Genomic DNA, 19,776 nt, shown 5'->3' with positions numbered 1-19,776 from the left:
CGGCGAGCGGGGAACAGTGTGATCTTGATCAGGCTCGCCAGGTCATCCTCATCACCTCAACCGTTGCCCCGGTCCGCCCATGCGTCGGCGGGGCGGACCAGGAGCAGCGCCACCGTCAGCCAGCAGCCCGCGAGCAGGAGGCTGCCGAGCAGGTCTGTCGGGTGGTGCATGCCTCGGTAGAGCCGCCCCCAGCCGACGATGAGCGGTAGCACGACCGCTGCGCCGACCGCGAACCACCGCCAGCAGCTGCGGGTGGCGATGAGGGCCATGACGGCGATGGTGGCGTAGAGGCAGGTCGTCGCGGCGAAGTGGCCGGACGGGAAGCTCGCCGTCGGCAGGTTCCCGTCGAGGCGGGCAACGTCGGGGCGGCGGCGGGCGATGATCGTCACCGTCGCCAGGAACAGGGTCACCTCTCCGACCATCACGACCAGGACGAACAGCGCGGGTCGCCACCGCCGTGTCGCCGCCAGTGTCAGCACCATGGCAGTCAGCCCTACCGAGACGATGACGGGGGTACTGCCCAGCAGGGCGGCGAACTCGCTGAGGGTGTCCAGGCCTGCCGTCCTGTTGTCGGCGAACCAGCGGGGGACGGCCTCGTCACCCAGCAGGTTGGATCCCGCGCCTCGCGAGACGAGCTGGCCGATGCCGAGAACGATGCCGAAGGTGATGATCCAGCCGACCACCAGCCCGGCGGCGGCTCGCCAGCCGGTGCCGGCGTCGGTGGGCTCTCGCTCCGGTGCGGGGCGGATGTCCCGCGCGGCCTCGGGCTCAAGACCTTCGGATGTGGGTACGGTGACCGGTCGGCCGGTGTGGCGCCGCCATGTCTCGAACGCCGCCGCGGTGATGATGAGCCAGGCAGTGCCGAGCAGCCACGCGCCCAGGACGTCGGAGAGGAAGTGCACGCCGAGCGCGATGCGGCTGAACCCGATGAGCATCACGAGAGCGGCGCCGATGGCGATGGCGGGCCGCCTGGCTCGCTCGCGCAACACCGGCAGGAACACCAGCAGCAGCGCTCCGTAGCAGACCGATGATGCCAGTGCGTGTCCGCTGGGGAAGCTGTTGCCGGGCGCGAGCTCGACGGTCTGGACGACGATCGGACGCAGCCTTCCGACGAACAGCTTCAGGGCCGGGCCCATGATGATCGCCCCGACGCCGGTGACGAGTAGGTAGACCGCCAGCCGAGTCCGGCCGCGGATGACCAGGGCTGCGGCGACGACCGCGACGACACAGCTCAGCACCAGCGTGCTGCCGAATGATGTGATGAAGCGGAGCACCTGCTGCATCCAGGCGTGTGCCGCGACGGTCCGGTTGAGGGCTGCGGCCACACCGTGGTCGATGTCTTCCAGGGGCTGCCACCGGGCGCGGACGAGCAGGAGCAGCACGGCGAAGCCGGTACCCGCCAGCATGGTACCGGCGAGGCCGCCCATGCTCGAACCGGCAAACCGGCGCATCCCCGCAGGACGCGGCAGGCGAGGGGCGGGCGGAGTGTCCATGCCTACTGCTGCCCTCAGTGCGTGGGATCGCAAACGTTGACGACGCGCGGTCCTGCAGCCTCGGCCGGGAGGCCTGTCGGACAACCGGCGCGAGAAGTCTGACCGGGAGTCCGGCGCGACACCCACCACCGGTACGACGATTCCCGCAGACCCGTTTGCACCGCCGCCCCGCGAGACGCGACCCTAGCGGTCCCGCTCGCCGCAGGTCCAGGAGATAGTGCCGTCGATGGGTTTGAGCGCATAGCTGTTGGGGAGCATGTGCGTGAACTTCCAGCTCCCGCTGCCGTCGGCATTGACCGTCACGGTGCTGGTGGCGCCTTCCTTCTCGAAGCCGACCGAGTATCCGTCGGTGTTGATGAACAGTCCGGGCTCGCTGCCCATCACCCCGGTCAGCACCTTGTTGCCCTCATAGGTCCCCGGCCCCTGGTACGGGGAGACGTTGGCCTGTAGGTGAACCGTCTTGCCGTCGATCTTGGCCTTCTCCTGGTACGGCATCGTGAAGATGGTCTTGCCGTTCTTGCTGCCGCCGGCGGCGTACTTGGCGCACGAGCCGAGCAGGATCTCGCCCTCGACGTAGGCGTTCGCCTCGGTCGTGCCCTTCAAGGTGACACCACCGGTGAGGTCGAAGGTGACCGTGGTGAAAGCCCGCTTGGACTTGTCGTCCTTCTGCGGTGCGTTCGCGGCCGGGGCGTCTTCCGGCCCGCAGGCGGCGGTACACAGCAGTACTCCGGCCATGACTGCCGACCAGACCATTCGTTTCATCTGCGCTCCTCATCCAAAAGGTCTTGCGCAGCGAATCTAGGAAAGCCGCAGGCTCCGACGCATCGGTGCCAGCACCTAACTAGCGACCGGGTCGCGGGTGCCGTCCTGACCCAGCCAGGACAGCGCGGCCCGGACGCGGCGATTCTCGTCGGCGCTGGGCGCCAGGTCCAGCTTGACGAAGACGGACCGCAGATGGGCGTCGACGGTGCGCTCGGAGACGTGCAGCCGGCGGCCGATCGCCGCGTTGGTCAGGCCCTGTGCCAGCCAGGACAGCACCTCCCGCTCGCGGGCGCTCAGGCTGTTCAGGCGCGAGTTCCCCGCGGTGCCCATGAGCCGGTCGATGATCGAGGCGTCGATGGCCGTACCGCCCTCGGCGACGCGTCGCAGCGTCTGGAGGAAGTCGGCGGTATCGAGCACGCGGTCCTTGAGCAGATACCCGAATCGTGCCGGATGCTCCGTGGCCAGCGTCAGCGCCAGCTCGGGTTCGACGATGTTGGACAGCACCAGGATGGCCAGGTCCGGGTGGGTGTCCCGCAGGCGCAACGCCGCCCGAGCGCCCTCGTCGGTGAACGTCGGCGGCATCCTGATGTCGATGACCGCCAGGTCTGGCCGGTGCTCGTCCACCGCTGACAGTAGGGCTGCCACGTCGCCGACCTGGGCCACGACGTCGATGCCGTCCGCGGTGAGCATCCGGGCGATCCCGTCGCGCAGCAGCACCATGTCTTCGGCTATGACGACCCGCATCACCTGGTCAGCCTGGCGTCGATACCGTGAGCGGCAGGCTTGCCGCCGGCGTGGTGATCCCGAGCCTGCTCACCGGTGAGCCCGGCGGCGAACACGACCGCCGCCCGCGGGACTAGCAGCGCGGCGCCGTGCGACCGACGGCTCCGGGAACGCGGCGTCGTACCGATGATCATTGCCGAATGATATTGAATCGGACCAGGCGGGCACCAGGCTTTCGCGCCAGTACGGACCACAAATTAGGTGCTGGCACCGATGCGAAGCCCGCCGCCATTTCCTAACGTCGGACGTCGCGAGCGGAAGGTTCCGCACGGGGGCAACTGCGGGAGCGATGACGTGCACGATTCATGGAGAAGACTCACCCTGACGGCTGTGGCGGCCCTGCTGGGACTGGCCGCGGCAGCCTGCGGCCCGGACGATCCGGCTCCCACACCCACCGGCGCCGCCCCCAAAGGCGCCGCCGGCGACAGCGCTGCGAGCGACTCACCCCTGACGGTCTCTTTCGACATCTCCGGCACCGTCGCGGTCAAGGGCGAGCTGAAGACGGTCTTCCCGAACCTCGGCAATGCCACCTTCCCCAAGACCTGCGGCGAATACGTCAAGGGTAAGGACGGCCGCTTTCCGCTGCCCAAGATCTTCCTCGCCAAGCTCGGCACCATCACCCCCACCGTCAATGTCACCTTGCTCGACTACGCCGGCCCGGCGACCTACGCCCTCCGCTCGGTCGAGCGCCGGACAGCCAGCGGCGTCGACGTCAACACCCTGCTGCTGGACCCCAAAGGCGTGTTCCGGCTCAACGACTCCAGCACGACGACCGTCACGGTAGGCGCCGACGGCGGCGGGGACTGGACCTTCACCGGCCTGGCCGACAGCAAGGGCGGCACCATCAACGGCTCGGTCACCTGGAAATGCACCCGCTGAAGCGGTCGCTCGCCGCACGCTCCCGAGCAGCGGAAGGTGAGGACCGGTAGGCCGCCTCGCGCAGTGGGCAGCATCGAGGCGGCTCGCGCACCACGTGCCCGACCTCGACCGCGCGATGAGCGTGGTGCGCTCTAACACCTCAGATGCCTCGCCGACCGTCTCGGGTAACGGTCGGGCGGCTGTTTGACCTCGTCGCCGCGCCGAGGGCACAAGCCGTTCAGTGCCGGATGAGACACTCCGGCAGTGATCCAGAACGTGAAGCGCGGTCACGTCCGCAGCGCCGGCCTGTGGGCGGCACGGCGGTCCGGGCCGGGTCTGCGCCGACGACCCGGTCTCCTCAGCCGCGCGATCGTGGTGCTGGCCGGTCTGCTCGCCGCCATGGCGGTGCTCGGCGTCGGGTCCGCTACAGCCCTGGCGACCCGGGGCGACGTCGTCTGGACCACTGTCGTGTTGACGTCGGCGGTAGCGGTCGCCGTCCATCCGGTCCTGCGCAGGTGCCAGCGGTGGCTGCTGCGGCGGGCCGATCCGCGCCGCCAGATCGCCGTCGACCTGGCCGCGCGCTACCTACGCCGGGTGCTGGCCGACAGTCCCTACGACCCGTCGGCCGAGACGGCTGGGCAGCTCGCCCAGGACGCGATCCGGGCCGCACTCGACGATCCCCGGGCGCAGCTGATCCTGGCACTGCCGGGGGCCAGGGGCTGGGTCGACGTCGACGGCCGACCTGTGACCGGCCCGTCGGAGCGCCACCGCGGTCACGTCGAGCTGGTCGCCGGTGTCGGCGGTCAGGTGATGGCGTACATCCTGTACGGCTCCGACACCGAACCGGACCAGACCGGTGCCGCCGGTGTGATCGACGAGCTGCGGGTGCTGATCGAACGGGCGGTGTTCCGTGCCACCGTGCGGGACCAGGCGGAGCGGATCGTCGCCGAGCGCGAGCGCGCGGACCGGGCCGCGCTGGCCGAGCGGGTCCGGTTGGAACGCGACCTCCACGACGGAGTCCAGGGCCGGCTGGTGGCGTTGGCCTTGAATCTGCAGCTGGCCCGCCAGGCCGTCGGGGACCCCGCGACGGAGGCGCTGCTGCGGGATTCGGTGGGCGACCTCCGGGTCGCGTTGGACGACTTGCGCGGCCTCGCCGCCGGGCGGGCACCGGACCTCCTGGTCCGGTCGGGCCTCGCCGCCGCGGTCGGGGACCTGGCGTCGAAGCTGCCGCGGCCCGTCCAGGTCGAGGTGGCCGACGTGCGGCTCGCCCCGGAGACGGAGGCGGCGGCGTACTTCGTCGTCGCCGAGGCGCTGACCAACGCGGTCAAACACGCCCGGGCATCCGATATCCGGGCCCGGGTCTGCGCGGAGCCGGCCGTACTGCGCATCGAGGTGACCGACGACGGCCGGGGGAGCGCGGACCCGGACGGTGCGGGACTGCGGGGGATCGCGGCCCGGGTGGCACTGGCCGGAGGCGTGTTCGCCGTCGGGGACCGGCCGGGCGGCGGGACCGCCGTGCGGGTCGAGCTGCCGCTGCCGCCGGTGGGCGGGGGAGCCGGCAGGCCGCCGGCCTGACCTGTCAGGACGCCAGGAAGTCGGCGACCGTGTCGTAGAACTCCGCCGGACGCTTGCTGTGGACGAGGTGGCCGGCGTCGATCGTCACCAGGCGGGCGCCGGGAACCGCGGCGGTCACCAGGGCGAGGCGCTCGTGCGAGAGGTGGCTCGCCGGTCCGCCCCACACCACCAGGGTCCGGGCCCGGATCGTCGCGAGCCGGCGCCACCATTCGGGGTTGGGGCGGTGCAGTTGCCGCAACGCGGAGACGACTGCACGCCGGTGGTAGCCGCGCCGCAGCACCAGCAGCGCGAGGCTCTCCAGCAGGAACCGTGGCGCGTACAGGCCGTCCTCGTCGGTGTCGTCGCGGCCGGGCACCGGCGGCTCTTCCAGGATGAGGTGGCTGATCAGCTCGGGTCGTGCGGCCGCGACGAGCGACGCGACATACGCGCCGAGCGAATGGCCGACGAGCGCCACCCGGTCCAGGCCGAGCGCGTCGAGCAGGCCGACGATGTCGACGTGGTACGCGTCCAGGGGGTACGTGAGGGCGCGGGTGCTGCCGCCGTGGCCCCGCAGGTCGACCGCGACGGTCCGCCACCCCTGCCCGGCGAGTGTGGAGGCGAGCCGGTCCCAGGTGGCCGCGCTGCTCGTCCCCCCGTGCAGCAGCACCAGCGCGGGCGCGTCGGGGCGGCCGTACTCGCGGTAGCGCACGAGGATGCTGCCGAGAGCGACGGTGACGACCCGGGGCTCGACGCCGGTCGCCTCCTGTGCGGGTGCGGAAGCATGGTTCACCTGATCAAGGTAATGCTTCGCCGACGCTTACGCTGACCGGTGCCCGGCCCGATGCGTGTACGCGGGCGACGGCGGAGAACCGATTCCGCTCAGCTGATCAGTCGGAAGGTCGTGGTGCCCGTCCCGGCGACGAACGTGTCTCCGATGTAGTTTCCGGGCTTCTTACTCGCCAACTCCAGCGTATGACGGCTGTGCCTGTCCTGTTCGCTGGCGCGCAACTCGCGGGCGAGCACTCTGAATTCCCGCTTCGGCCCGTCCAGTCTGAGGCTGCGCCCCAGATCCAGCCCGTAGCTGCCGTAGAACTCGAAGTAGCCGCCAGTGATAGCTGCCGGGCCCTTGGCGATGAGCCGCCATCCGGGACTGCCCGTGTCGCCGTTGTCGGAACCAGCCGACTCTTCGGCGATCCGGGCCTCAAAGAAGAAGATCTTGCCCTCTTCCTCGGTCGGTGCCGTGCCTGCGACCTCGGACGTAGCGAGCGTTCCGCTCGGAAGCAGCCCGAACTGGATCGGCTTGACGGCCCAGCCCGTGCGAACGGGGGCCATCGCCCAATTGGGCAGTGACAAGAACATGCGCTGCTCCTTCATCGACGACAGGCTGCTTCCCGCGTGCGCAAGCGGAACAGCCATAGGTGCCCGTTGGCGGATGCCCCGGGTCAGGGATAGGTGGGCGGGAGGTAGGTGGCCAGGATGTCCTTGACGCTCAGGTCGGTGCGCAGGTGTCGCTTGCCGGTCTCTGCGTATGCGCCGATGCGCCGGGCTTCGCCTTCGCGGCGGGTCAGGTAGGTGCGGTACGCCGGGTCCTCGGTGGCTGCGGCGACGTCGCCGGCGTCGAGGGTGAAGCGCAGCCGTGGCTCGGCGGTGGTGGCGAGCAAGATCTCGTCGGTGACGCAGTGGGCTATCACGTCGAGGTCGGTGGTGTCGCTGGCGACGTTCATCAGCGCGGTGCCGGGCGCGGTGGTGTCGAGGGCCGCCAGGGTGGTCAGGTAGGCGCGCAGGGAGTGGTAGAGCGAGGTCACCTGGATGACCGTGCTCACCCCGGTGCTGCGGACGTAGTCGGCTATGGACTCCGCCTTGTCCCTGGTGTTCTGGGAGGTGTTGAGGACGGTGGGGACGGCGCCGCCGTGCTCGCACCAGGACGCGATGGTGTCGGGGCCGATGTCTCCGGACGCGCCGCCGACGACGATCAGCCGGGCGTCGGGCACGGTCCGGGACACCGCGAGGTAGGTACGCACCCCGGCTTCGACCCGCTGGCGGCACTCGACCGGGTCGTCACCCCGCTGCTGGACCGCCACCACGCACGAGGACAACCCACTCGACAGTTCCAGCATCTGCATCTCCCGAACACAGGCGGCACATTCATTCAGTGAAACGCTCATCACCCTAAGTGAGGTGTGGGTGGCGGTGCATTGCGCTCCTGCTGGAAGGGCGACACAGCACACCACATCCGCCCGGCCGCCTTTACAGTGACGCGCGTGAGTACCCTGCCTCCGGGGGACGACCCCCTCCCTCCTCCCGTGATCCCGCCGGATCTGTGCAACACCCCGGCCTGCACGGGCGCCAAGGCCGAACTGACCGCTGCCCGCGCCGCATTCGCCGGCGCCTGCCGCGCTCTGACCACGGTGACGGCCATCCTGCGGTTCTGCGGCCCTTCATCACGGTCAACCTCTGGATTCTCATCGTCATCGTGATCCTCGCCGTCGTCCTGTGGTTCCTCGGACTGGGCTTCCTGGCTGTGATTCTCTGGATGCTCCTGCTGATCTACGCCATCGCCTGGCTGCGCACGCTGATCTTCGCGCGGGTGGCGGCGTCCCTGGGCCAAGACCTCGCCGCACACGCCCGGGCGGTCGCCGACGCCATCGCGAAGGTGGTCATGTCGTGCCCGGAGAACTGCCGCGGCGACCTCTCGGTCCCCACCTGCAACCCGTAAAGGAGATCAGGCGACGGTTCACCGCCTGACGAGGCGGCTCTGACGCGCAGCCGGTGCTGTGCGTCAGGTGGGTCGGACCCTCCACCGGCTTCGAATGCCGATCGAGGAACAGATGGGGCGCTCGTCGTCGTGCGGCCGCTCTTGTCCCATACGGGTGACGGCCCGGGACAAGACCTGCCAGCTGACCTGCGGCGGCGACGGTGGGCGGGGACAGGGTTTCGACGGCCGGGCAATGTCGGTAGGGTTCGTTGACATTGACGACTGTGCTGTGATGGCGCCTGAACAGCTCAAACGGGGGACCTGTGACCGGCCGAAGCCCGGCGATGGCGGAGTTCGCGGCCGCGCTGCGTTCGGCGAAGGCAGCGGCCGGGCTGAACCTGCGCGACTGGGCGCGACGGTCCTTCATCAGCCGGGCCGCGCTGCACCGCTACTGCCAGGGTCAGGCTGTGCCGCAGGACTACCTGATCGTCCAGCGCCTGGCCGAAACCGCATCGGTCAGCCAGGACGAGACCGTGAGCCTGCACCGGCTCTGGGTGGCGGCGGGGCGGCAGCCGACAGGACCCGCTGCCGGGCCGGCCCTGGGCGCTACCCAGCGTCGGCCCGCCGCTCGCGGCAGCGCCACCGGGACCGAGCGGCTTCGCCGGTCGCCGTGCTGAATTGGCAGCGCTGACCCGCCTGGCAGGACAGGCACAGGCTGCCGGTGGCGTCCGAACGGTGCTCGTCACCGGAATGGCCGGAGCGGGCAAGACCGCGTTTGGTGAGCCATTGGGCACACGCGCATCGCGACCTGTTCCCCGACGGCTGCCTGTTCGTGAACATGCACGGATTCGACCACCGTGCGCCGTTGGCCGAGGCCGAGGCCTTGCAGCACCTGCTCCGCGCGTTCGGCGTGGTCGGCAGCGCGCTGCCGACCACCGAACAGGACGCCGCAGCGCTGCTGCGGTCGCTGACGCGAGCACGTCTAACGGGGTCCGCCTCCGGACGTGCGATCACACCACGTTCCAGGACTGGAATTTCTTTCTCGTCTAAGGGTCCGTGCCCGGTCGGCGTCCGCCTCCGCTGCGGTGGACGCTGACCGGGCAGCGCCACCGCACCGCGATCTGGGGGCAGAAGACGGGAACGGGGAGCCTGACGGGAAACGGCTGGGTCAGCGTCCAGAACCGGTGCCCAGGGTGGTGCCGGCTGCTGATGTCAGGTGGGCGGTCACGCCACCGGCCGCGATAGGGGCGCAGGGATCGCCGCGATGCTGTTCGGTCTGGTGCTCGGTTCGACCTCAGCCTGCTCGTGGTGTGCCATCGCCGTGCTCTTGTCTGAGTACGGGCCGACGTGCGGCGGCGAGGTTTTCGATCAGTGCCGCAGCCTCGGCGGCACCGTGATGCCGGGCCAGGTCGGCGGCGACCGTCTCCGCTCCCGCGCGGAACCGGGGATCGTGGAGAACGCGCAGCACGGCGTCGCGAATCGATGCGTCATCGGGCGTCGCAGTGCGCAGGTCGATCCCGGCGCCGACGTATTCGACGCGTGCGCAGGCGTCTGGTTTGTCCTCGGAAGTACCGGCCATCACCAGCGGAATGCCGTGGGCGAGGGCGGTCTGCATCGCGCCGTACCCGCCGTTGGTGATCATCACCGTGACGTGAGGAAGGAGCGCTGAGTGGGGGATTAAGGGCGCGACCCGGGCGTTCCTCGGCACGGCGCCGAGCGTGGCGACATCCGGACCGCCTGTTGTGGCCACGACGAGCACGTCGTCGTCGGCCAGGGCGCGCATGGCGGGAATGAGGAGGGACTCGGCCTGTGTCGCCACCGTGCCCTGGGTCACGTGGACGACGGGTCGGGTCGATTCGGCTACCTCGTGCCACCACTGCGGAGGGTCGAAGCGATCCCGGGACTCGTCGATCACTCCGACGAAGTGGACCTGCGGCGGAATCCGCCGTCGCGGGTACTCGGCAGCCAAACTGCCGGCCTGGACGTAGAGGAGGGGAGACATGGTCGCCGCAGAGAGCACGGCTGCCGGCTCGAGCCCATGAGACCGGCGAAGGGCGTTCAACTCGGTCATGACTTCTCGGAAGAAGATCCGATCGACGATCCAGCGGAGGGTGCCGTTGCGCATCCGTCCGTAGGTGCCGCTGCGGAATCTCATGCCCAACCCGAACGGAGGAGCGTTGGGGTCGCTGTCCGCGTACAGGGCGAGATTGACCGTCGCCCACGGCGGAGCGTTCCCGGTCTCGTAGAGCCAGCCGGGCCCGGTGATCGCCAAGTCGACGACGAGGACATCCGCCGGGCGCCGCCGGAGGACATCGCTGATGTCAGCGATGTAGCCGGCGGCCGGAGCGACGACGACGCGGCGGATCATGTCCTTCACATCTTTGACGGAGCTGCTGGTGAAACCTGCGCCGAGTTCATCGAATGCCGCCGCCGCCGAGCGGAACGGCTCGAAATCCATACCCGCCGCCCGAACCTCTTCCTCCCGGATGCCGGAGGTGTAGTAGCAGACCTCGTGACCGCGAGACAGGAGGCGGCGGGCGATGGACAGCATCGGCCGGAAATGCCCCGGCTGCGGGAAGCCGCAGATCAATACGCGAGCCATGGGCCCTCCCAGGAGTCGCCGGGAAGCATCTGCATTCGAGTCTGACCGCCTGCGGCCGGGCCGACAACGGATGGTTCCGCTGCGAGGGGAACCGACAAATCGGCAGCCATTACCCCTGTCGGGAGGCTCAGCGGAGCTGGCGGCGCGTGCGGCCCGTGAGAAGGAGCAGCATCCCCGCGCCGAGCATCAGGAGCCCGGCGCTGAGCCAGGTGCGCATTCCGAAGCCGGTTGCCGGCAGCTGGCCGGTCCCGGGTCCCGCGGTGGAGCTTGGCGGGCCGGGTACGGCAGTGCGAGTCGGTCCTCCGCTCGGGCAGGTGGCTCTCTCGAAGGCGACGAGGAGATCGGGGTCGATCAGGTTCGAACCGCCGCCGTCGTAACCGTGGTCGGGGGCGGTCGGGCCGCAGGATCCCCACTCGTTGCCGTCGGTCGCGTCGACGGTCGCTCCAGCGCCGGCCGCGACCGTCAGGCCGCTGCTGGTCTCGCCGAGCAGGCGGGTGTTGCTGATGACCATCGGTCCGGACAGCGCGCGAGCGCCGACACTGATGCCGTTGCGGAAGCCGGACAGGTCGTTGCCGTCCACGAGGATCCCCGACGACGGCCCGCCGAGGGCGCTCGTCAAGCTGATGCCGTTACCACCGCCGCCGGAGAATGTATTCCCCTGCACGGTGGCCCGGTCGGCGGCTGAGAGGAAGACCGCGGTTCCCGTGGTGCGCCCGATCGTGTTGGTCGAGATGGTCACGTCGGTCACTCGAGTGGCGATGATCGCCGAAGCTGTAGGTCCGATGACGTTGCCGGTCACGCGGGAACTGCTCACGCCGTTGAGGTTGATGCCGTAACCGCGGTCGGCGGCGAAAGTGTTGTCGACGATCTGCAGACCGGTGGTGTCGTCCGCCCAGATGCTCGCCCCGGAGCTCGGTCTGCCATTGCCGATGAAGGACGAGTCGCGGACCGCGACATCGGTCGCGTTGACCAGCGACAGGCCACGCAGGCAGGAACGCAACACCACCCCGGCGATCTCGACCCGGTCCGCGGACGCCACCTCGATGGCCCGGTTATAGCCTAGGTCGTTCTGCGGACACGATAGCTCCAGGCCGGTGACGACGACATCGTCGGAGGTGATCAGCAGACCTGCCGAATCGGTCGGCGCCTCGATCCGGGCACCGGCCTCAGCGGAGACCGTCAGCGCTTTGCCCACCACCACCTTCTCCGGATAGGTACCGGCACGGATCAGCAGGGTGTCGCCCGCCGCAGCGGCATCGACGCCTTGCTGGATCGTGGCGAACCCGTCCGGGCCCACGATCACCGTGGCAGCCCAAGCCGGAGTCGCCACCGTGAACATCCCTGCCACGGCCGCCACCGCCAGGCCGATCGCGTTCGTCCAGCGTCGCCGGTACGCCCGTGCCGATCCCATCGCGCTACCCCCGGTTGCCTGCGTACTCCGCAGTGCCAACGAACAAACCCAGGAATGTGTCGCGATCAACACCAGAAGATCACTCACCAGCTCTGAACCGCGCCGGTACTGGGGATGGCATGGGTGGTTCAGGGGTATGGCGATCGTGTCCGTCGGATACCTCACCTGGCCAATGCGGCAGCAACGATAACGCCAACCGGATCCTGCGCGAGTATTTCCTCCGGGGCGTTCCATTCCATCATCTCCGACCCAAATACCCGGCCATGGTGGCTTCCGAGATTAACGACCAGGCCCGTAAGATCTACGGTTGGAACCCTCCGAGATATTCACCGAACTCGTCGAGGCCAATGCTCCCACTGACTGACCTCGCCCATGCGTCCTCGGCCTACATGTAGAAGCGCCACCTCCGGGTGACGGGACACGCGGAGGCCCGGATTGCTGTCGAGTCAGGTCGTCATTTCATCACTCGGGATTGCCCTCGGTAGCAGCCGAGGGCAATCCGCTGCCAGGGGGGACCGTGACACAGGAGTCAGACCGGCATGTTCAGAGGCCGCGGCCGTGGGCGCCCGGACAGGAGCGCACTCGTCCACGTCCCGTTCTTCCGCCGACCGCATCCTTCGCTACCGCGGCGGCTGTGCTGTTCGTCGCGCTGTGGACGAGCGGCGCGCCGGCAATGGTGTATCCCATCTACGCAGAGCAGCCGGGGGTCACCGAGCTGACCACAACAGCGCTCTTCTCGACCTACCCGGTGGCCCTGGTCGCGACGCTCATCGCTTGTGGTGCGATGTCCGATCTCGTTGGTCGCCGGCGAGTCCTCTTCACAAGCCTCGCTGTGATCGTTGCGGGGACCAGCATCTTCGTCGCCACCGAATGGGTCCCCGCCCTCTTTGTCGCTCGCGCTCTGCAAGGCATGGGTGTCGGCATCGGGATGAGTGCGGCAAGTGCGGCCCTGGTGGAGTTCACCACTGATAACAACACGCGGCTGGCGAGCTCGGTGAACACCGCTTCAACAGCCAGTGGCACCGCAGCGTCATTGCTCATAAGCGGTGCCCTCGTGCAGTACGCACCCCTGCCCACTCGACTGCCGTTCGCGGTGCTGCTCGGAGCTGCGGTTGTGCTGTTGATCCTCGTGTGGTTCCTACCGGAGACCAGGCAAGTGAGGACTGACAGCTGGCGCCCGGTGGCGATCCGACTTCCGGTTCAGAACCGGCGCGCGTTCTCTGTCGGCGTCGCTTCGATCACAGCAGCGTTCATGACAGGGGCAGTCATCCTCGCAGTCGGGGCGCAGATCGTGAAGCAGCTGGTCGGCACCAGCAATGTCTTTCTGGCGGCACTGGCGCTCGCCATCTGGGCGGTCGCCATCCTTCCCGCCTCGCTTGTTTCCAAAAAGCTCTCATCCGGCAAGGCCGTGTCTATCGGAGGCTGTCTCGCTGCGGTCAGCGCCACGGGCATCGTCGCGGCCGGGCAGTGGGACTCGCTCCCCATCTTTCTCACCGCCTCAGCTCTGAGCGGCGCCAGCTACGGCCTCATGTTCTACGGCGGCCTCGGACTGGTCACTGCATCAGCTTCGGGCCGCGAACGCGCCGGCACCCTGTCCACCATGTACCTCTCGGCGTACCTGGCGCAGGGGAGCACCGCCGTCGTCATCGGATGGCTCGCGCGCGATTCGGGCCTGGAGCACGCGATCTATCTGAGCATGCCCGTCATCGCGGCAGTGTGCCTTGCCGCTGCGGGCGCTGCGGCGCTCCTGCTGCGCGGCCGGCCGGAGGCTCATTGAGCCCATCCCGGTTGCCGGGCGTGACGTTGGTGTGATCATGTGGTTCGGCTGTGCTCGACCTGGAGGAGCACGGGACGGGCGGCGGCGATCTTGCCGGACCAACGGGGGCGAGGCTGGCGGGGCCTATCGACGAACGCTAGTAGAACCAATCGACCGGCGTCAGGATGGATTGTGACCACAGTCATGCCTGATTACCAAGATTGACTCATTGACATCTTGCGATCGTGCGGAGAAACTAGATCTGCCCAAATAACTGCATACCAGTTGGATTCGCACAGGCTGGCTCGTTACCCCCGCGTGGCGAGCGGCATTCGGGGTGTGAGGAGAGCAACGTGGCCAACGAAATCGGTTTGATTCCAGTGGACTTCGAGTTCACGAGTGACGAGCTTGCGGCGGCGAAAGAGGTGCTTGCGCGCGTCAAGGCCAGCCCCTACGAGAGCTACCGCAACTTCAAAAATGACATCGATGAACTCGCTTCACAATTGCCGGAGCGCTTCGTCGATTTTGCCGCGGAAACCGCGCGCAGAGATTTCGACACCCATCCGATCGTCGTCATGTCCAACTGCCCGATCGACGATGTGATTCCCGTCCTCAGCAACGAGGATCCTCGGTCGGACAAGCTGGCGAGAAAGACGACCTTCGTCGCCGAGGCATTCTTGGCTGCTTACGCGAAACTCACCGACACCGAAACGATCGCCCATTTGACGGTCAACGATGGTGACTTCTTCCATGACATCTACCCGAAGTCTTCGATGTACGACCTGCAGTCAGCGAAAACGCTGAAGACGCTGAAGTTCCACAGGGACTTTCCAACTCACTTCGTTGCACCGGACTTCATCAACACCATTACCCTGCGCGACACGCCTGAAAATGAAGTCTATTCGACATTCGCCGTGAACGTGGATGTGCTCCGCGAGCTCTCCCCGAGCGATATCGAGATCTTGGCCGAAGCGCGTTTCACCACACCGGTCGATGACTCCTCGGGCGCTTCGAAGCTGAAGAAGCTCGACCCCGTCGGAGCCCATCCGATCATCGACCCCGAGGGTCGAGGTCTGAAGATCTTCGAAGGACGCACGAGGGGCGCGGACCATGAGGCCGACGAGGTGTTCGGCCGCGTCATCGAAGCGCTTCACCGGGTAAAGAAGACGCGTGTGACGCGCCCGGGAGATGCGGTGAGCTTCTGTAATCGGTCGGTCATTCATGGGCGAGAGGTCGTTCACGTCGGGGATGCTGACGAGCTCGCCCACCGCTGGTTGATCAAGTCGCATACCGTGTTCAGCTTGCGCGAACACGAGAAGTATTTCCTTGACGATCGCTACGCTGTCGTCAACGGCTGACAGCGCGTTCGCCCCTACTGATTCGCCTAAAGACTAGGTCAGAGGCCTGAGCTGGTACCGGCCGGTGGCGACCGGCCGGTACCGAGCCACTGGAATATCGTGAAGCCACGATCCGCAGGCCCGAGAGCAGCGGCATGGTCCGTCGTCCCACCCCCGGCACACCGGCAGCAGGCATATAACCTCGACCAGCTCACCACCGGCCCCCGTCATGACGGGGCCGGCGCATCAGTAGATGTCCTCGACACGGTTGCCGGCCTGGTCCGTCACCACAATGTCCTCATACGGAACATCCAGCGGGCGCCAGATCACCAGGCCACCCTCGAACGGATAGACCTCGATCGTCTTCGGCCCGCCGCCGGCGAATTCGACTGTCACACTGTCGCCCGGAGCCATGTCCCGCGTACTGCCCTCGGGCTCGAAGATCGCACGGTAGCCAGGCAGGCCCGCAGGCGCGCAGACCACGACCGTCACCGTGGACGACTCCGCCGGTCGACCAGACGTCAACTTCCCGCTCATGGTGCCGATCATGACCGAGGAGGCTCACAACGACAACACGCGAGCCCGTCAACAACCCCTTCATAAACGCCCACTTGAGAGCTGGCCGGCGGCTTCGCGGAGTACTGCATGACCTTATCGGAGTTGTCGCGGGCGTCGGCTGCGTCGGTTCCGGTTGCCCATCCTCGGTGCGGTCGACCGCGCCGAGCTGCTCTCGGGGCGGCGAGCGGTGCGACGATCTGTAGGGACGAGACACTTGAAGACATGGGGGTGGTTGATGGTGCTTCTGTCGGCGCGGGTTCGGGCGGGTTCGTCACCGAGGTCTTCGACCATGACGGTGGCCGGCAGGTGACGGTGTTCGTGCCGCCCGATCCGCCCGAGGCGATCGTTTTCGCAGGTGACGGGCAGGTCATCTCGTCATGGGGTGCAGACCTCGTGGCGGCCGGTGTACGGCCCACGATGGTGGTGGCGGTTCACCGGCCGGTCGACGAAACGCTCCGGCTCCAGGAGTACTCACCGGGCTTCGATCCGGAGCGGTTCGCCGCTCATGAGGCGTTCCTCGTCCGAGACGTGCGGCGGTGGACGAGGACACGGTTCGGAGTGGCGCTGCCCGCCGAGCGGACCGCGGTGTTCGGTGTCTCGGCGGGCGGAGAGTTCGCACTCGCCATGGGCTTGCGACACCCGCACGTCTTCGGGGCTGTCTTCTGTGCCTCCCCGGGCGCGGGCTACCAGCCCCCTGCGGTGATGCCGGCTCGACTCCCGCGTACGTACATCGTCGCCGGCATACAGGAGCCGTTCTTCCTGGAGAACGCAACACGGTGGGCGACGGCCCTTCGCCACGCGGGCGCAGACGTCGTCGTGAACGAGCGTGCCGGGTCGCATGGCGACGTGTTCTGGCGACGAGAGTTCCCGCTGATGGTGGCGTGGGCGTTCGGGCGGTGACGTGGCGGAAGGCGCGCTCATGCCGCATTCCGCGCGAATACGGCCCTGGCGTACATGGGCCTGGCTTTGCGTCAGGCACTCAAGACTGGTTCGCGTCGTCCAGCTGGTTCTGTGTCTTGGCAACCGAGAGATCCAGAGTCTGGGCGTTTCCTCCGCTGCCCGGCGGCCGTAGGGCTGAGCGGTTCAACCGGTCGCGAACCCCCTCGGCGGCGGGATGGCTGAGTTCCTCAAGGATGCGCAGGGCCCTTCGCCAGGTGCGTATGGCGCCTGCTCGGTCATCCAGTGAGAGTCGGCTGTCACCGAGTCGTGTCAGGGTGTCCGCTTCGTCGTACGAGTCGCCGATCTGTATGTACAGGACCAGCGCGCGGTGGTAGCAGTGGACCGCCCTGCGGTGGTGGCCGAGCCGGTCGTGGATGAAGCCGAGACTGTCCCAGGTGTTCGCCTCGCCGTGCCGGTCGGCGGTGTGGCGTAGCAGCACCAGCGCCCGCCGGCAGTGGTCGAGCGCCGGTCCGTACTGGCCGAGTTGGGCGTGCGCCCAGCCCACCCCGTTTTCTGCGCTGGCCTGCCCGGGGAGGTGAGCGGCGGCGCGGTACAGGTCCAGTCCCTGTTCGGCGTGGTGCAGAGCCTCAGTGTGCCGGCCGAGCCTGTCGAGCATCGCGCCGAACGCCCGGTGGGTCCGTGCCTGTCCGGTGCGGTCACCGAGTTCAGCGAAGAGCTTCAGCGCCGCGTGATAGTGGTCCTCCGCCTCCTCGGGCTGGCCGAGTCGGGCGAGCGCGCGGGCGAGGTCGCGATGAGCGCTGGCCTGTCCGGGCCGGTCGCCGGAGCGTTGTGCTGCCGCGAGGGCTGTCCGCTGTGCGGCGGCCAGGTCCGGCCAGTGGCCCCGGCGTTGCAGGAAGTCCACCAGGGTCCAGGCCAGCCGCCAGGCATGTCCTTCGAACCGGGTGCGCTCCGCGTGCACAACTGCGGCCAGGAGGACCCGGTACTCCGCGGTGAACCAGGCCAGCGCGTGGTCGTGGTCGGTGACCTCCGCGGTTGTCACCCCGGGGCGGGCCTCGGTCAGGGTTATCGGGTCCCAGCCGGGTTGCAGCAGCAGTGCGGCCGCATGGGCGGTGTGCACGTAGTGGTCCAGGACGCGCCCGCCGGCTGCCTGCCGCTCGTCGGGTGCGTCGATGCTTGCGGCCAGGTCGGCTGCGTACCCGCGCAGCAGGTCGTGGGTGCCGAACCTGCCCGGTGCGTGTTCTGTCACCAGGTGTGCGTGGGTCAGTTCGGACAGCAGCAGGTGCACCCGGTCGCGGGGGAGTCCGGCCAGGCTGGCTGCGGCGAGGGCGCCGATCTCGGGCCCTGGGTGGCAGCTGAGCAGCCGGAACAGGCGTGCGGCCGCTGGCGTCAGGTTTCGGTACGAGCAGGAGAAGACCGTCTGCACGTCGACGCCGGAGTCTCCGCCGTTGAATCCGCCGAGCAGCCGGTGCGTCTCCCGTAGCTCGGCGGCGAGGGCGGCCAGGGGGAACGCGGGGTTCGCCGTCCCTCGGGCGGCGACCACGGCCAGCGCCAGCGGCAGCCCCGCGCACCGTTCGATTATCTCGTCGACGGCCTGGGGTTCGGCGGTCACCCGGTCTGCTCCGAGGCGCCGTACCAGTAGCTGTGTTGCTTCGTCGGAGGTCAGCAGGTCGACGGTGATCGGCCGGGCGCCTTCGGAGGCGACCAGGCCGTCGAGACGGTTGCGGCTGGTCACCACCACCAGGCAGTGCGGGCTGCCGGGCAGCAGGGGGCGGACCTGGTCGCCGTCGCGGGCGTTGTCGAGCACCACCAGCGTGCGGCGGCGCGCGAGCAGGCTTCGGTACAGCCCCACCTGCGCGGGCAGGTGGGTGGGGATGCGGTCGGGTGGTACGCCGAGGGCCTCCAGACATCCGAGCACCGCCTCGGCGGGCGTCATCATCGGACCGCTGGGGTCGAATCCTCGCAGGTTGACGTAGAGCTGGCCGTCCGGGTAGCGCTCGGCGATCCGGTGCGCCCAGCGGACCGCCAGGGTTGTCTTGCCGACCCCGGCCGTGCCGATGATCGCGACGACCTCCATGGTGGTGCTTTCTCCGGCCCGGCTGAGCATCGCGTCCATCGCGGCGAGCGCGTCCTCGCGGCCGGTGAAGGTGGGCAGGTCGGCGGGCAGTTGAGCCGGGCTCACCCCGGGTCCGTTGTCGTGGACGGCCAGCGGGGGCTCGTTCGGCGGATACTGCTGGCGCAGTACCTGCACGTGGGCGTTCGCGAGCTGCGCTCCCGGCTCGACGCCCAGCTCGTCGGCGAGCTGGTGGCGGATCCGCTCGAACACCTGCAGCGCCTCGGCCTGATGCCCCGACGCGGCCAGCGCCGTCATCAACCGCGCGGCGAGACTTTCGCGCCAGGGGTTCTCCGCCACCAACCCGCGCAGCGGCGCGACAGCGGCGGCGTGCTGGCCGAGCGCGAACTCGGCGTCGAACAGGTCCTCATAGGCGGCCAGCCTTTTGTCGTAGAGGCTGGCGGCGGCCGCGGGAACGAATGCGGCGGACGCGCCGGCGAGCGCCGGGCCGCGCCACAACGCCAGCGCTTGCCGCAGCAGGGCGGCGGCCCGCTTGTGTTCACCGGCGTCGGCGTGCCGGCGGGCGTCCGCGGTGAGCGCGGAGAAGACCGCCGCGTCCAGGGCGTCGTCGGCGAGCTCGAGGCGGTACCCTCCGGAATCGGAAAAGATCATGTCGGGTACGTCCGCGGCACGGGTCAGCTGTCGCAGGCGGGAGACGCAGACCTGGACCTGCGTACGTGCGCTCGAGGGCAGGGCCCCGCCCCACAGCGCCTCGGCCAGCTGTTCCGTCGACACCACTACGTTGGCGTTGAGCAGCAGGCATGCCAGCACGGCGCGCTGCTGGGGCCGCCCCAGCGGCACCTGCTCGCCCCGCACCACGGCCTCGACCGGACCGAGCAGGCGCCATTTCATGGACCCCCCATATTGATGCATCTCTAATTATGACTATATCGCTAGTGGGGCGGCTAATGAACGCATAGCCGATGGCAAACCGACCCGCGCAACCTGAGATCGACG

The 19,776-nt window shown here is 68.6% G+C and carries 18 protein-coding genes and 1 pseudogene; 8 read left to right on the top strand and 11 right to left on the bottom strand.

The window, feature by feature from the left end:
- Positions 1-56 precede the first annotated feature (56 nt).
- From F4553_RS04320 to F4553_RS04305, 4 genes are all read right to left on the bottom strand, one after another.
- Positions 57-1,493, bottom strand: coding sequence for a phosphatase PAP2 family protein (locus F4553_RS04320; protein ID WP_184832307.1), 1,437 nt, complete (start codon positions 1,491-1,493; stop codon positions 57-59).
- Positions 1,494-1,676: 183 nt separating this feature from the next.
- Positions 1,677-2,255: a hypothetical protein gene (locus F4553_RS04315; RefSeq protein WP_184832305.1), complete on the bottom strand. Its 579-nt coding sequence runs from the start codon at positions 2,253-2,255 to the stop codon at positions 1,677-1,679.
- Positions 2,256-2,330: 75 nt separating this feature from the next.
- On the bottom strand, positions 2,331-2,999 hold the full coding sequence (locus tag F4553_RS04310; protein ID WP_184833224.1) for a response regulator transcription factor: 669 nt from the start codon (positions 2,997-2,999) through the stop codon (positions 2,331-2,333).
- Positions 2,999-3,172, bottom strand: coding sequence for a hypothetical protein (locus F4553_RS04305; RefSeq protein ID WP_184832301.1), 174 nt, complete (start codon positions 3,170-3,172; stop codon positions 2,999-3,001). Before F4553_RS04305 ends, F4553_RS04310 begins: the two co-directional genes overlap by 1 nt.
- 196 nt (positions 3,173-3,368) lie before the next feature.
- Here F4553_RS04305 and F4553_RS04300 point away from each other — a divergent pair, with 196 nt between their 5' ends.
- Entirely contained in the window at positions 3,369-3,917 is a 549-nt protein-coding gene (locus F4553_RS04300) for a hypothetical protein (RefSeq protein ID WP_184832299.1), read from the top strand.
- Positions 3,918-4,160: 243 nt separating this feature from the next.
- Positions 4,161-5,471, top strand: a complete 1,311-nt coding sequence (locus F4553_RS42230; RefSeq protein ID WP_184832297.1) for a sensor histidine kinase — start codon at positions 4,161-4,163, stop codon at positions 5,469-5,471.
- 4 nt (positions 5,472-5,475) lie between these two features.
- Here the strand turns inward: F4553_RS42230 and F4553_RS04290 are convergent, their stop codons facing one another.
- The 3 genes from F4553_RS04290 to F4553_RS04280 all read right to left on the bottom strand — a co-directional run bounded on the left by F4553_RS04290 (position 5,476) and on the right by F4553_RS04280 (position 7,567).
- Positions 5,476-6,240: an alpha/beta fold hydrolase gene (locus tag F4553_RS04290; RefSeq protein WP_184832295.1), complete on the bottom strand. Its 765-nt coding sequence runs from the start codon at positions 6,238-6,240 to the stop codon at positions 5,476-5,478.
- 89 nt (positions 6,241-6,329) lie between these two features.
- Complete coding sequence (locus tag F4553_RS04285) at positions 6,330-6,824, bottom strand: hypothetical protein (protein ID WP_184832287.1); 495 nt, start codon at positions 6,822-6,824, stop codon at positions 6,330-6,332.
- A 68-nt stretch (positions 6,825-6,892) separates the two neighbouring features.
- Positions 6,893-7,567 (bottom strand): ElyC/SanA/YdcF family protein, encoded by a 675-nt coding sequence (locus F4553_RS04280; protein ID WP_221469688.1) that lies wholly within the window; start codon positions 7,565-7,567, stop codon positions 6,893-6,895.
- 356 nt (positions 7,568-7,923) lie between these two features.
- Between F4553_RS04280 and F4553_RS04275 the strand changes: the two genes are divergently transcribed.
- Positions 7,924-8,166, top strand: coding sequence for a hypothetical protein (locus F4553_RS04275; RefSeq protein ID WP_184832275.1), 243 nt, complete (start codon positions 7,924-7,926; stop codon positions 8,164-8,166).
- A gap of 302 nt (positions 8,167-8,468) precedes the next feature.
- Positions 8,469-8,822, top strand: a complete 354-nt coding sequence (locus F4553_RS04270) for a helix-turn-helix domain-containing protein (protein WP_184832273.1) — start codon at positions 8,469-8,471, stop codon at positions 8,820-8,822.
- Positions 8,823-9,439: 617 nt separating this feature from the next.
- Here F4553_RS04270 and F4553_RS04265 read toward each other — a convergent pair.
- Both F4553_RS04265 and F4553_RS04260 read right to left on the bottom strand, forming a co-directional pair.
- On the bottom strand, positions 9,440-10,747 hold the full coding sequence (locus F4553_RS04265; RefSeq protein ID WP_184832271.1) for a glycosyltransferase: 1,308 nt from the start codon (positions 10,745-10,747) through the stop codon (positions 9,440-9,442).
- A 127-nt stretch (positions 10,748-10,874) separates the two neighbouring features.
- Positions 10,875-12,077: a right-handed parallel beta-helix repeat-containing protein gene (locus F4553_RS04260; protein WP_184832269.1), complete on the bottom strand. Its 1,203-nt coding sequence runs from the start codon at positions 12,075-12,077 to the stop codon at positions 10,875-10,877.
- 242 nt (positions 12,078-12,319) lie between these two features.
- Between F4553_RS04260 and F4553_RS43125 the strand changes: the two are divergent.
- From F4553_RS43125 to F4553_RS04250, 3 genes and pseudogenes are all read left to right on the top strand, one after another.
- Positions 12,320-12,522 (top strand): annotated as a pseudogene (locus F4553_RS43125) (IS30 family transposase); the annotation flags it as partial.
- A gap of 270 nt (positions 12,523-12,792) precedes the next feature.
- Positions 12,793-13,935 carry an MFS transporter gene (locus F4553_RS04255; protein ID WP_184832267.1) on the top strand — a complete coding sequence of 381 codons (1,143 nt, stop codon included), beginning with the start codon at positions 12,793-12,795 and terminating at the stop codon, positions 13,933-13,935.
- 332 nt (positions 13,936-14,267) lie between these two features.
- Positions 14,268-15,272 carry a Fe(II)-2OG oxygenase family protein gene (locus F4553_RS04250; RefSeq protein ID WP_184832265.1) on the top strand — a complete coding sequence of 335 codons (1,005 nt, stop codon included), beginning with the start codon at positions 14,268-14,270 and terminating at the stop codon, positions 15,270-15,272.
- 225 nt (positions 15,273-15,497) lie between these two features.
- On the opposite strand, the gene F4553_RS04245 is transcribed toward F4553_RS04250, so the two are convergent.
- The gene (locus tag F4553_RS04245) at positions 15,498-15,800 is read right to left on the bottom strand and encodes a ricin-type beta-trefoil lectin domain protein (protein ID WP_184832263.1); all 303 of its coding nucleotides are present in this window, start codon (positions 15,798-15,800) and stop codon (positions 15,498-15,500) included.
- Between the two features lie 231 nt (positions 15,801-16,031).
- Here F4553_RS04245 and F4553_RS04240 point away from each other — a divergent pair, with 231 nt between their 5' ends.
- The gene (locus F4553_RS04240; protein ID WP_184832261.1) at positions 16,032-16,709 is read left to right on the top strand and encodes an alpha/beta hydrolase; all 678 of its coding nucleotides are present in this window, start codon (positions 16,032-16,034) and stop codon (positions 16,707-16,709) included.
- 79 nt (positions 16,710-16,788) lie between these two features.
- On the opposite strand, the gene F4553_RS04235 is transcribed toward F4553_RS04240, so the two are convergent.
- Entirely contained in the window at positions 16,789-19,671 is a 2,883-nt protein-coding gene (locus F4553_RS04235) for an AfsR/SARP family transcriptional regulator (protein WP_184832260.1), read from the bottom strand.
- Positions 19,672-19,776 lie beyond the last annotated feature (105 nt).

Source organism: Allocatelliglobosispora scoriae (genome assembly GCF_014204945.1).
Lineage (GTDB): Bacteria > Actinomycetota > Actinomycetes > Mycobacteriales > Micromonosporaceae > Allocatelliglobosispora > Allocatelliglobosispora scoriae.
This window is presented reverse-complemented; position numbering and strand designations above follow the sequence as displayed.